7 protein-coding genes are annotated in these 13,595 nt (G+C 50.7%); 3 read left to right on the forward strand and 4 right to left on the reverse strand.

Translation table 11 applies throughout. From position 1 onward, the window contains the following. Nucleotides 1-309: 309 nt before the first annotated feature. Nucleotides 310-5,382, forward strand: coding sequence for a tetratricopeptide repeat protein (locus tag Q0986_RS15580; RefSeq protein WP_299412178.1), 5,073 nt, complete (start codon nt 310-312; stop codon nt 5,380-5,382). A gap of 244 nt (nt 5,383-5,626) precedes the next feature. Further along, complete coding sequence (locus Q0986_RS15585; protein WP_299412181.1) at nt 5,627-5,935, forward strand: XRE family transcriptional regulator; 309 nt, start codon at nt 5,627-5,629, stop codon at nt 5,933-5,935. A 57-nt stretch (nt 5,936-5,992) separates the two neighbouring features. Here the strand turns inward: Q0986_RS15585 and Q0986_RS15590 are convergent, their stop codons facing one another. The 3 genes from Q0986_RS15590 to Q0986_RS15600 are packed head-to-tail and all read right to left on the reverse strand — an operon-like array spanning nt 5,993 to nt 9,957. Next, nucleotides 5,993-7,165 (reverse strand): DUF58 domain-containing protein, encoded by a 1,173-nt coding sequence (locus Q0986_RS15590; protein ID WP_299412183.1) that lies wholly within the window; start codon nt 7,163-7,165, stop codon nt 5,993-5,995. 30 nt (nt 7,166-7,195) lie between these two features. Beyond that, entirely contained in the window at nt 7,196-8,608 is a 1,413-nt protein-coding gene (locus Q0986_RS15595) for a heterodisulfide reductase-related iron-sulfur binding cluster (protein ID WP_299412186.1), read from the reverse strand. Next, entirely contained in the window at nt 8,608-9,957 is a 1,350-nt protein-coding gene (locus Q0986_RS15600) for an FAD-binding oxidoreductase (RefSeq protein ID WP_299412189.1), read from the reverse strand. The genes Q0986_RS15595 and Q0986_RS15600 overlap by 1 nt, the downstream gene beginning before the upstream one ends. A gap of 598 nt (nt 9,958-10,555) precedes the next feature. On the opposite strand from Q0986_RS15600, the gene acs reads away from it, so the two are divergent. Continuing rightward, nucleotides 10,556-12,526, forward strand: a complete 1,971-nt coding sequence (acs, locus tag Q0986_RS15605) for an acetate--CoA ligase (protein ID WP_299412195.1) — start codon at nt 10,556-10,558, stop codon at nt 12,524-12,526. Nucleotides 12,527-12,665: 139 nt separating this feature from the next. Here acs and Q0986_RS15610 read toward each other — a convergent pair whose 3' ends face one another. Continuing rightward, a complete protein-coding gene (locus Q0986_RS15610) occupies nt 12,666-13,400 on the reverse strand; it encodes a calcium-binding protein (RefSeq protein WP_299412198.1) in 735 nt (244 codons plus the stop codon). Nucleotides 13,401-13,595 lie beyond the last annotated feature (195 nt).

A 13,595-nucleotide genomic window follows, 5' to 3' on the forward strand; every position in this document is an offset into this window, starting at 1 on the left:
TCGGTTTAAACCAGACGGGTGCTTGATTAGGATAGACCTCACGTTCTGATTAGTTACTAAAAATAGTTAAAATACGAGTGATTTTTGCCGATATTGGCTGTATTTTGCTAAAAAACAATTACTTTAGGGTTTTTTGTTGATTTAAACTTCAAAATCTGCTGAGAAATGGGAATTATAAGGATAAGTGGCCTTGATAGATTCTTGATCGCGGCTGCCATTGTGTAACACTTCTCCTCCAGGCATTGCCGCTCATGAGTGATGAGGGTCGAAGGATAAGCACATCGATCCATCCATTGCTCATAGGTATAGATGAAACCCTCTGTAGAAGTCCCGCAGTCTGCCTTAGACCGTTTATCTACATTGATTGATCAAGGTCTATATCTACAGGCTTATCGCTTATCTCAATCCTTTGGCCCGCTGTCGGCTTGGCAAGGCCCGACGGCCCATATTGTGGCCGGTAGACTGGCTGGCAATCTGGGCGCTCCCCGGTTGCGCGCTTTACTCCACCTACGAGCCTGGAGAAACCACCCCGACGACCGCGACGTCCTTTACTACTACATCAATACCATTTTCAGTCGACAAGGACCGTTGGCTGCCTATGAACGCCTGGAGCAGTATCAGGATCGGTTTAAGGAGTTTTCACTCCGGCAACAGGCGCACTGGTTATCGTTGCGGGCTTCTGTGGCGCTCTATTTGCGAGATTTTGAGAGGGCGGAGGCCGACTTAGACCGTGCAGAAGCGCTGACACCCGCAGATCCTTGGCTGAAGGTTATTCGGTCTTGGCTCTATGAACGGGAAGATCGATACTCAGATGCCTTAGCTGTCGCCCAAGAGGCCCTGAGGATTCAGCCTTGGTATCGGGCTGCCGTTGAATCCGCTGCCCATCTGCATACCTTGCTAAATCAGGATAATCAGGCGATTCAGCTGTTAAGCCAGGCCACCGAACAGCTGGAAAGTGGTGATATCTGGCGACAGCTTGGATCGATACAAGTGGAGTTAGGACAGTATGCTCAGGCTCAACAAACCTATGAACACTATGCTCAATGCTCTCCACTGCTAGAGCAAGCGAGGCAAGCCAGTCTATGGGCCACGCAAGTGGAAATTGCCTATCGCGTCGGCGATCTGGCGCAAGCCCGTCGTCTGGCCCAGAACCTCGACGGACAACCCTGTTACCAACCGCTGGTCGATGGCCTGGTCAATTTGCCCGATGGGGAACGGGTGATCTTACCCGTGGGCTTTGTGCGCCAGCATCATATGACCTGTGCCCCTGCCACCTTGACCACCCTATGTGCTTATTGGGGAGAATCGGTGGATCACCATCAGATTGTGGAGACGATTTGCTACGATGGCACGTCCAGCTATAGCGAGCGGGATTGGGCGAGTCAACAAGGCTGGAGCGTTTGTGAATTTACCGTCACTTGGGAGAGTACGGTTCTCCTGATTAATGCTGGTATTCCCTTTACCCTAAGTACCGTTGAAGCCACATCAGCGCATTTACAAGCCGTGATTGGCTATGATAGCCGCTTCAAGACCTTGATTATTCGCGATCCGTATGAGCGAGGCATTGTCGAATGCTGGGCTGACACGTTCTTCGAGCAGTATCAAACCACAGGCCCGCGAGGAATGGCGCTGGTTCCAGCCCATAAAGCGGGACTGCTGGAAACCTTGGAATTGCCGGATAGCCGCCTATACGATCAGCTGCATCAATTGCGAGCAGCGCTTTTAGAGCACGATCGCTCTACTGCGACTGACTGGGCACAACGTATGCAGGGCGTTGCCCCTAAGCATCGACTAGCGCTCCAGGCCCATTTGGAACTGGCTGCCTATGACTCGGATAAAACCAGCTATCTGGCTGTCATCGATCAGATGTTGGCTCTCTTTCCAGAGGATGCCAGGCTGAGATTGCGTAAATTCAGCTGTTTGCAAGAGATAGCGAGCCGCCAAGCCTGTCTGGAGTGGCTTGAACAGAGCAGTGACCCTGACCCCCCTCACCCCATTTTCTGGACGCGACAGGCTGAACTCTTATGTGAAGATGCGAGAGCAGATGAAGTGGCGATTCGGCTCTTACGGCGATCGCTACGGGCCATGCCGACAGAAGCCCATAACTATTATCTGTTAGCCAATATTTACTGGTCACAACGAAAATTTAGCGCTGCGCTGGATCTGTATCGCTTTGCCACTTGTCTGGAAGACAAAAACGCGAGCTATGCTCATACCTACTTTTTGGCAGCGCGGGGCTGTCGGCAAACCGCTGTGGCCCTGCAACACCTGAAACAGCGATGGCAACGCGATAAACAGCGGTCGTCACGTCCTGCATACACACTGGCTGAGGCGTATGAGCATCTAGAACAAACCCCGGATGCGATCGCAGTCTTGGAGCAAACGCAAGCGCTGCATCCTGAAGATGGGGAGCTGCTGTTATATCGAGCCCAATATCTGGCAGAACATGGACAGTTTTTGCAAGCCCAGAAGCTATTAGAAGAAGCTAAGTCGAAGGCCGCTCATAGCAGTTGGTTACGCGCTGCTGCACAAATTGCTCAGGATCAATGTCAACCAGATGTTGCGCTGGAGTTGTGGCAGCAGGTTGTTGCGGCTCATCCGCTGGATATGACTGCAAATCGGGCGGTGAGTCAACTCTTGGCTGAGTATCAAGATGCAACCATCGCCTGTGATTTTCTAGAACAGATTTGCCATCAGTTTCCACACCATGCGGGGCTGCATGAATTGTGGTACGAGCAGCTTCAAGATAGTGATCCGGTGGTCGCAGAACAGGTGCTCCGTCGATTAGCAGAGATTAATCCTCAAGACGCCTGGACCTGGCGACAAATCGCTTGGCAGCTCGGGCAACAGCAGCAGCTTGAATCGGCCTTTGCAGCCATCGAAACTGCTCGACAACTGGTACCCCATCACCATGCTTATTTCTCCATTTATGGGTATCTCTGTGTGTTGGCCGGGCAGATTCCTGCGGCTAAGCAGGCCTTCCAAGCCGCGATTCAGCGGTCTGTCGATGCGGATTGGGCGATCAGTGAATGGATGGCCTTATGTCACTCAACGGCGGAACAGATAGACGTTCTCGACTTTATTTTTCAAGAATTGCAGCAGCAGGTGATTACCGGGGATGGACTGATTGCCTATCGGGTGCAAGCAGACAATATCCTAGCTGCAGACGAACTCTATCAACGACTGAAGGAAGCCCTGGAGGCTCGACCGGATCTATGGCATGCCTGGGCAGCAATTGTCAGACAGCTGCTCAGTATGGATCAACCCACTCAAGCGTTATCAGTGGCCGTGGAGGCCGCAGAGCGGTTCCCGTTACTCCCCAGAGTCTGGGTGGACTTAGCCGCAGTCCATCGCGCCTTAGAGGAGGGTGATGCCGAAGAGCAGGCTCTCCAAGCGGCCTTGGCCCTGAATCCAGGCTGGGACTATGCGGTTCGTCAGTTGGCCGATTGCTATGAACGAGCAGAGGCTTTGGAGCAAAGCAAGGCGCTTTTAGAAAAAGCGCTGCTGTCTTCGCCGCTGGATGCCTATAATCACGGGTATTTAGCAGATGTGTTGTGGAAGCTAGAGGAGCGAGAAGCGGCGCTTCAGCACTTAGAAAAAGCGATTCAGCTCAATCCTGGATATGAGTGGGGATGGGCGACGCTACAGGAATGGTCGCACGTGTTAGAGCGTCCTCAACGCCCGCAAGCCTTGGCGCGAGCGTTGACGGTCAGTCGTTCCAAAGAGGCACGGTCATGGGTGCTGTTGGCTGAGCATCTTACAGAAGACCAAGACCTAGACGAACGGTTGGCGGCCTTGGACCAAGCGATTCAGCTGAATCCGCGCTGCTGGGATGCCTATGATTTAAAGGCCAGGCTGTTGACGGCAATGGAGCGGTTTGAGGATGCGATCGCATCCCTAAATCCCACCCATCTAGGCGATAACGTACCGATTTCTTTGGCAGCGCGGGCCGCTTGGATTGACTATCAGCGTGGCCAGATTGACCCGGCCATTCAAGCCATGCAGGCTATTGTCACTCAAGAACCTGATTATTATGCCGGATGGTCTAACCTCGCAGATTGGTGGGTAGAGCAAGGCAATCATGAGCATTATCTAGCCGCCACTGAACACTTGGTGCGACTCGCCCCTGATCAGCCCAGGTCTTGGGGATATCGGGCTGAAGCGAAGCAGAAGTTGGGGGATCTCCAGGGTGCCAAAGCAGATTTTCGTCAGGCCTTTGAACTGGAGCCTGAATATAGTTTTGCGGGCCTTAATCTCTTTGACGTGGCGCTAGAAACCCATGATTTAGAAACTGCTGCGCAGACCCTAGCTTCCTTACAAGAGCACCACAATAATGAGTTTGTGTTAGCGCGCACCGTCCAATTAGCGGCGAGACAAAATGATGTGGAAACCGCTGCTAAAGGCTTGGCGCAACTGTGTGTGTATCCTTGTGAATATGAGTGGGCCTTGCATACAGCCGTTAAGACGATGGTCAGTGCCAATTGGACTACTCAAGCTCAAACCATTCTCTTTGATGCGTTTCCGCAACCTAATGTCAATCCTAAAGTGGGCGAATATTGGGTCTATTGCTGTTTCAAGCTGAATCAATGGCAATTTTGTCTGAAGCACCTGAAAAAGTTTCATCCTAAAAATCCATTACATAAGCAAGCGTTCATCAGATGCGCGCGCACGCTAGCCAATCCAGATACCTCTAGTCACTTAACGGCATTGATGCAAGCCTGTCGCAAGGCTTTGAAGGCGGATACTGACACCTGGGGCATCATGGGTTACGCATTATCGACCAGTCAAGAGTATCAACAAGCGAGAAAATGGCTCTCTGATTGGCAACAACGTCATGATCTGAAACCCTGGATGTTGCTTAATCTTGTTTCCTCACTTTGGGCGCTTCAGAAAATACCCAAAGCCCTTACAGTCAGTCAATATGCGCTGACCCTACCTGAAGATCATAGTACGCCCGTACATCGTCTTTGGCTTGCTTTTGCCGCCAGTCAATCGGGTCATGCTGCACGATCCAGAAGCTATTTAGACCCAATCGAACTACAAAACTTAGAGGCACAATATCAATTTCTCTATTATCTGGTTGAAGCCAACCTTGATCTTGATCTCAAAAAACTGCCCCGCCATCAGAGGTTCAAGCAAGCTCAACGGCATATCCAACTGGCGACTGAAACAGGGATCAAATATTCTTCAGATCGGGTGTGGAGAACCGTTTTCCCCAAAAGTATTGGGCGAATTGCCAACAAGAATAAAAGTTTTAAAGCTTATTTTTGGGCGATAAAGCAACTTTTAACGCAAGATGTACTCATTTATTGGTCCATTTACTTCGTTACTCTCCTTCTTATTCTTTTATATGCTTTCTATGGTCCAAATTCAGCAAGATAGTCTATGAGGAAGCATTAGTGCCGCACGAGCGTATCCAACAGTTGGGAGAGGGCCTTTAGAGGTTTTCAAAATTAACTCCCCTAACTTCGGAATACGCCCCCTGCTCAAGGGTTAGGAATGTTGGAATCCATTTATGGGATTGGATTTGAGGCATCTGCACTCCTAACGAACAGTAAACTAAAAGACTGGAGTCATTTCGACTATATGACCAACATCTCCAAACATTAGAAGAGGAGGGTTTGATATGAGCCGTAAGTTTTCAGAATTAACTGAAGATTGGCCCCAAGAGCGTAAGGAGCGAGTGGCTAAAAAAGTGAGTGAAATGAAGGGGGAAATGGCGCTCAATGAATTGCGGCAAGCCTTGGAAATCTCACAAGCAGAGTTGGCAGAACGGCTCAATATTAAGCAACCAGCTGTCTCTCGCTTGGAAAACCGCGAAGACATGTATGTAGGGCATCTACGGGAAGTGGTAGAGGCAATGGGCGGACATCTGAAGTTAACAGCCCAGTTTGAGGATTTGGAAATCCGAGTTGAGTTGAACCCTCAGGCTTAGGACGATAGTACTAGAACTAATCCATAGCAATATATTTGTAATATCCCAGTTAGTAGATCAAGACCGTTGACCCGACATCATCAGGCTTTGGAGCTGGGCTTGGAGTGGTTGATCCGATTGAATCACCAACCCTTGACCTTGAGTGGGGAGAGCATCTTGATGATGCTTTGGGGAGGTGAGCTTTGGCCAAAGTAGCCAACAACTTCCGGGTGGTAATGCTGATACACTCCCTGGCTCAGCCGTTAGCCAAACCACAGAATGCAGAGGCAGCGGTGCAACCGTTACCTCTGCTGCTTGCACTTGCGCTAAGGTTTCGAGGATGGCTTGTCGCCCCGTTTGCAAGCCGATTTGGGCCGTCCATAGCTGCACCTGATCCTGATGCTTTTGGCCGTAAGCATATAGAGACGCCGCCGCAATCACCGCTTGTTCAAAGTGATCGGGATGCCAGGCATTAGAGCTATCCAAGGCAATGACTAAGGTTTGTCCCCCTGCAAACATTTCCAATTCACGGGTGCGAAGTTCATTATGGCGGGCACTGGTACGCCAATGGATCAGCCGCAGGGGATCACCCCAGCGATAAGGACGCATGGAGCGGGTCACCCCTTCCGTATTGTTATGGGGACCCATCTGGTGGACTTGGCGTTGTCGATCTTGGTCATGACCCGAGTGATCCAGCAGTGGGCATTGCTGTAAGGGCAAGATTTGGGGATAAACAATCGCTTTGGTTTGAACAGGGCGACTCCGACGACACCAAAATAGTCCTAATGGTGCCGCACTCCGTAATTGCACTTTTTGCCAACGATAGACCCCTCTTTGTTGCGGTTTGACAGTATAGGTCCAGGTATAGGTCGCTTGCGCAGGAATATGGGCGATGCTGTGGGAGGTCGCGGCCCCCAGGCTGGAGGGTGGCTGGTCCTGAACTTGTAGCAGAGATTTTACAGCTTTAGTCGAATTAGAAAGCTTCAGCCCTAAATTTAGGGATTCGCCAACGCTGACAGGCAACAAAGGCAGTCGCTCCACCTGCACCCCTTGCAAAGACTGAATGGGTAAGACGGCGGAGACCAATAGCAGCCCTAAACCTAGTCCCCCTAAAACGTATAGCCAGCCCGCTAGGGTATTGGCAGCAGCTAACAGAAAAAAGGTGGTTAAGCCCAAAATCACCCAGCCTGCATAGGCGGGCACAGCCCAATGGGTTTCTAACCAAGCAGTCAATTTATGGATGGGATGCATAGGGAGGGAAGCAGCAGCAATCAGGCCAGTTTAAGACGTCCTGTCTTGAGCATTCCCTATCGCTGTTGACCAGGCAACACCGCGAATTGAGCAATCGAGAAGCTGCATGGGATGAAGTACAGGAGTGGTGTGATCCTGGGCATCCAAATGTTTGCGAATCTGCATCGTACAGCCCACATTCGCCGAGGCAATTAAGGTGGCTCCCGTTTGGGTGAGGTTCTGCACTTTTTGTTGACCTAACTCCTCGGCAATCTCTGGCTGGAGGATGTTGTAGATGCCAGCACTGCCACAGCAGAGAAAAGCATCGCGAGGTTCGCGCAGTCCTAAACCGGGAATTTGTTGGAGTAGACGGCGCGGTTGGGCCTGAATTTTTTGACCGTGTAGCATATGGCAGGCATCTTGATAGACCACCGTCAGTGGCTCTGCCTGTAGGGGAGATAAGGGAGTGGTTAAGCCGACCTCATCCAAGAATTCTTGGACGTCTTTGACTTTTTGAGCAAAGGCTTGGGCGCGATCGCAATACGATACATCCTCTTTTAAAATCTGCCCATATTCCTTCAGCGTATGGCCACAGCCGGAGGCGTTGATAATTACCGCATCCAGTTCAGTATCGGCAAAGCTATCAATCATCTGCCGTGCCAAATCTTGGGCTTGGTCCACTTGGCCTTGGTGATGGGGCAAAGCGGCACAGCACCCCTGGCTTTTGGGAATCACCACTTCGCAGCCGTTGGCGGTGAGCACCCGAATCGTGGCCTGATTCACTTCCGACAAAAAGAGGCGCTGGATACAGCCCAAGATCATGCCAACACGATAGCGGCGTTCGCCTTGGGCGGGAAAAATTTCAGGTCCTGGATCCGAAAAGGCTTGGGACTGAATCGGCGGTAACAAAGACTCCATTGCCACTAAGGACTTCGGCAGCAACCGCTCCAGCAATCCGGTTTGGCGGAGCAGGGCTTGCATACCTGTCTTTTGATACAGCTGTAGGGGACCGAGCAGACGTCGTAGTCGCTGCGGATAGGGCAATAAGGAAAATAGCATTTTCCGCAGCAATCGTTGCGGTAAGCTGCGCTGATAATTTTGCTCAATCTGAGCCCGTGCGACGGTAATCAGCTGGTCATACTCCACTCCTGAGGGGCAGGTACTGACGCAGGCCAAACAGCCAAGACAGGTATCAAAATGCTCAACGGTAGCGTCCGTCAGGGTGAATTCACCTTGGTTGAGGCCATTCATTAAATAGACTCGGCCCCGTGGAGAATCAGTTTCTTTACCAATCACCCGATAGCTGGGACAAGTGGATAGACAAAACCCACAGTGAACGCAGTTGTCGATCAATGATTGTTCAGCAGATGGCGTCTTTGTTGGCTGCGCCGTCTGTTCTGAAATCGACAGATCCATCTGGGCAGTCGTAACCTGCAAAGAACGAGGGGATTCAGACGTAGGCATTAAATTCCACCAACAAAACGATCGGGGTTCAAAATAGTATGGGGGTCAAATTGCTGTTTGAGCTGTTTCATACTGGCGAGGGTGTTGCCAGAATATCCCCAAATATCAAGGCTGCGCTTGAGGGCTGGCGGGGCGTCTAAAACCGTTAAAAATCCTTGGGCGTTTTGACAGTGCGATCGCAACGCTCCTATCCATTCAACCGCAGGAGAGGGGTCTTTGCCTATCCCTTGATGTTCTAATCGCAGGACGCCAGTGCCGCTACCGGCATGAATGCGGCTCCAGCAGGCAATCTTTTGGGATTGGCAATACTGCTCAAACTGCGCTAGTAATCGGGACGCTTGGGCAGGCAGAACGCCTAATTTACAGACCAGGGCGGTCGATTGCGGCGGTTGCCAGAACTGATGGGTGAGCTGTTGCCAAAATTCTGTATCTCGGTCAGCGGTGAGGGTGAGACTCGATAGCCCTTGGGCCAGTTTCAGCATGCGATCGCATTGAGCCACTACGCTTTCTTCTACACTTTGAAAGCGTACGGCTAAGCCCAGCTCGCCATCTATCGTTCCTGCTGGCAATGTGGAAGCAGACAGTAAATCGACCGCTGTTGGCGTCAAGGTGCTTTTGAGCAATGTACGCGTCACTTCGGTTATTTGAGCCTCAGTGCCGCCCATAACAACCGTTGTTGAGGCTTCTGATAACGGATAGAGACGCAAGGTAACTTCAGAAATCACCCCTAAAGTGCCAAAGGCCCCCGTCATTAGCTTCATCAAGTCATAACCGGCGACATTTTTAACCACCCGGCCGCCTGCCTTAGCTGCTTGGCCATCCGCACGAATGACGGTAATGCCAATACACATATCCCGTAAGCTGCCATAGCGATGCCTTAAGCTGCCGCTATCACGGGTGGCAATCAGTCCGCCCAGGGTGGCTGTCTCAGGATAGGCCGGATCAAGAGCTACAAATTGTCGAAATTGGGCGAGTTCGGTTTGCAGCGCTGCTAGCGATAGCCCGGCTTCCACCGTGACGGTTAAGTCGCCCGTCGCATGGGCCACCACGCGATTGAGAGATTGGGTACAGACCACCAAATCAATCTGTTGGGTGAGACCGCCCCAATGCAGTTTGCTGGCTTGACCACAGATTAACAACCGCCAGTGCTGTTGGTGGGCCTCTGCAATCACAGCAGCTAATTCAGCTTGAGTACGCGGAAAAACGATATAGGACGGCAGAGTATTCTCGCCAAAGATCTGCTGAGCTTGATCGGTAGAGAGTAAAGCCACCTCTGCCCAGGGCAACACCTGCTCTGCACCCACTAGGGGAACGAGCTGTTGAAGGATAGTAGAAGTTGAAAGAACCACAATCAATGAATGGATAAAGGAAAATAAGCAAAGACTGTTGGATCAATCTGTGTATCCACCATAAACGGTAGTCCAAATTGCAGACAAATGGTGGACAACCGTTATTTAAACTCGCCATGGATGAATCGTGTGGTGCGGCAAGGTTGCCTCGGCGCTAACAGCAATGTCAATACCACCCATATATGGCAAGAGCACTGAAGGTCCTCGTTCTTATCAGGAAAAGAGATGGATCTCGACCGAACCATCGTGGTGCTGATGGGTACTGCAAATTGCCCACGGGAGGGAACGTCATATTGCAGATTGGCACTTCATGAATATTCATCATTGGGGCTATAGAGGTCTTCATTACTACGCCAGCCAGTACGATCATCCGTGGATTTCATTAACTGGGCTGCAATATCTGTAGAGCAGTTAAGGGTTGTGATTGAAGCGGCTTGGACTGAAATTCAGCTCTCTAGACGATCTGAAGTGTTATTGTTCGCTGATCACAAAAGCTTAAAGAATTGCGATCGCATTTTATGCGACCGTATTGATCAACAGTGCAGATTGTAAGGTTTCCTCTTCTGCGCATTGATCCAGACGCTGGTGAATAAGGGCTATGTCACAACCCACGATTGAATCTATCCTGCAAGAACAACGGCTGTTTCAACCACCTGCAGATTTAGCAGCACAAGCCGAGATCAAAAGTGCTGAAGAATATGAGCAGCTATATGCCAAAGCAGAAGCTGACCCCCAAGCCTTTTGGGCTGAACTGGCAGAACAGGAACTGGACTGGTTTGAAAAATGGGATACGGTTCTAGATTGGCAACCGCCCTTTGCCAAATGGTTTGTGGGTGGCAAGCTCAATATCACCTATAACTGCTTGGATCGTCACCTAAAAACCGGACGACGCAACAAAGCCGCCCTGATTTGGGAAGGGGAACCGGGAGATTCGCGCACCCTCACCTATGCTCAACTGCATCGGGAAGTTTGTCAGGCCGCTAACGTGCTCAAGCAGCTCGGCGTCAGCAAAGGCGACCGGGTCGGTATTTATATGCCGATGGTCCCGGAAGCTGCGATCGCAATGTTAGCCTGCGCCCGCATCGGTGCCCCTCACACCGTCATCTTTGGCGGGTTCAGTGCTGAAGCTCTCAAGGATCGCCTTAACGATGCCGAAGCCAAAGCTGTAATTACTGCCGATGGCGGCTTTCGCAAAGATAAGGCCGTCCCCTTAAAAGTCGCTGTCGACAAAGCCTTAGCCGATAATGGTGTCCCCAGTGTTAAAAACGTGCTGGTGGTACAGCGCACCAAGGCCGATGTCACTATGGCACCGAATCGCGATCATTGGTGGCATGAACTAGTCCCGGCTGCCTCCGCAGACTGTCCGCCCGAACCCATGGACAGCGAAGATATGCTGTTTATTCTCTATACCAGTGGTACTACCGGACGGCCTAAAGGGGTGGTACATACCACGGGTGGCTACAACCTTTACACCCATATGACCTGCAAATGGGCTTTTGACCTGAAGGAGAACGATGTCTACTGGTGTACAGCGGACGTAGGCTGGATTACCGGTCATAGCTATATTGTCTATGGTCCCCTCTCTAATGGTGCGACTTCCTTGATGTATGAAGGAGCCCCTCGGGCCTCTAACCCAGGCTGTCTCTGGGATGTGGTAGAAAAGTACGGCGTTAATATCTTCTATACGGCACCGACGGCGATCCGTGCCTTTATCAAATTGGGCGATCAGCATCCCCAAGCCCGTGATTTATCTTCTCTCCGAATTTTAGGTACCGTGGGTGAACCCATTAATCCAGAAGCCTGGATCTGGTATCAACAGGTGATTGGTGGTGGCAAATGTCCAATCATCGATACCTGGTGGCAAACGGAAACGGGGGGTTTTATGATTACGCCCCTCCCTGGTGCCACTGCCACTAAACCCGGCTCGGCCACTCGTCCCTTTCCAGGAATTTTGGCAGATGTTGTCGATTTGGATGGTAACCCCGTGGCCGACAACGAAGGGGGCTATTTGGTGGTCCGCCACCCCTGGCCCAGCATGATGCGCACTGTTTACGGTGATGACGATCGGTTCCGAAAGACCTACTGGGAACATATCCCTCCCAAAGATGGCAAGTACGTATACTTTGCTGGGGATGGGGTTCGCCGAGACGAGGATGGTTATTTCTGGATTATGGGCCGCGTCGATGACGTGATCAATGTGTCTGGGCACCGTCTAGGTACGATGGAGATTGAGTCTGCTCTAGTCTCCCATCCTGCCGTGGCAGAAGCCGCTGTGGTCGGTCGTCCAGATGATCTTAAAGGCGAAGATGTGTTTGCCTTTGTCACTTTAGAAAATACCCATCCCCCTAGTGATGAACTCAATGCTGAACTGAAGCAGCATGTGGTCAATGAGATTGGGGTGATTGCCCGTCCGGGTGAGATTCGCTTTGCCGATGCTTTGCCTAAAACCCGCTCTGGCAAAATTATTCGGCGGTTCTTACGGAACTTAGCCAGTGGTGAAGATATCGCTGGCGATGCGTCTACGATGGAAGATCAAAGTGTTCTAGACAAGCTCCGACAAGGGTCATAACGATTTAGGCTGCATCTCTATGTGAATCTTGCTACGCCTGTAATAACAGGTAGACAGCATGCGGTAGGTTCTTGTTGTTGAGAGAACGATTTCAGAAAAATAATCTCCACAACACATAGGAATTGCAGCCTGGATGTCGTTACGATGAAAAATCGGTTTGATCGATGCTGCTAGCTTTTACACCTAATAAGATACCCAACACTTCCTGGGTTGTGTTTACCTGGATAATTGTTTGTCCGAACTCTTGCCGAACCTCTAAATCATCGAAACTCAGATCGACTAAGACAAAAGAGTCAACACCATCTTGGTAATCAAAGATAATGTCCGTGCCATTGCCAGCACTCAAGACAAACTGATCGCTGCCTTGCCCGCCAAATAAATAATCGCTGCTACCTGCTCCTGAGAGAATATCATTACCGCTTCCCCCATTGAGCAAATCTCGACCGCGTCCGCCTTGAAGGTCATCGTTACCTAGCCCACCGTATAAGGCATCATCTCCATGCTGCCCTAGGAGCTGGTCATCACCCTTATTCCCAAACAGAAGATCCTTACCCATCCCCGCTCTGAGGATATCGTCGTCCTGCCCGCCGAATAGGGCATCATTTCCTCGCCCACCCTTGAGACTGTCATTACCCTGATTACCGAATAATTTGTCATTGCCGTTACCCCCTCGCAAAGAGTCATCCCCAGATTGTCCCGACAGGAAATCATTGCCTTTAAAGCCTTGAACTAAATCGGCTTCAGAGGTTCCCAGTATTTGATCTGAGCGATCTGTGCCGTCAAGTTGATTAAATGACGTGAATGAAAGCGTTGTGGTTGCTACAGCACTGATATTGCTGTGATCTTGACCATCATCAATAACAAACTGAATCATACGATCTGTTGTATCAGGCTCTTCAGCAGTATTGTTGTAGGTTACTGTGCGCAAAGCTTTTTGATAATTTGCAACCGTGTCTTCTCCACTGAGCGTCAAAATCCAACCAAGACAATACCCCTATTGGTCGTAGATTATCACCAGAGAAAACGGTTACCATCATTGACCCTTGCCATCCCCTTTGTGGACGCACTC

Origin of the sequence: Acaryochloris sp. IP29b_bin.148, assembly GCF_028285565.1 — a bacterium.
Classification (GTDB): Bacteria; Cyanobacteriota; Cyanobacteriia; order Thermosynechococcales; family Thermosynechococcaceae; genus Acaryochloris.

Excerpts from the sequence above, each read along its gene's own strand:
- Q0986_RS15610 (WP_299412198.1), bottom strand. The coding sequence starts at position 13,400 with ATGATTCAGTTTGTTATTGATGATGGTCAAGATCACAGCAATATCAGT.
- Q0986_RS15580 (WP_299412178.1), top strand. The coding sequence starts at position 310 with ATGAAACCCTCTGTAGAAGTCCCGCAGTCTGCCTTAGACCGTTTATCT.
- Q0986_RS15585 (WP_299412181.1), top strand. The coding sequence starts at position 5,627 with ATGAGCCGTAAGTTTTCAGAATTAACTGAAGATTGGCCCCAAGAGCGT.
- Q0986_RS15590 (WP_299412183.1), bottom strand. The coding sequence starts at position 7,165 with ATGCATCCCATCCATAAATTGACTGCTTGGTTAGAAACCCATTGGGCT.
- Q0986_RS15595 (WP_299412186.1), bottom strand. The coding sequence starts at position 8,608 with ATGCCTACGTCTGAATCCCCTCGTTCTTTGCAGGTTACGACTGCCCAG.
- acs (WP_299412195.1), top strand. The coding sequence starts at position 10,556 with ATGTCACAACCCACGATTGAATCTATCCTGCAAGAACAACGGCTGTTT.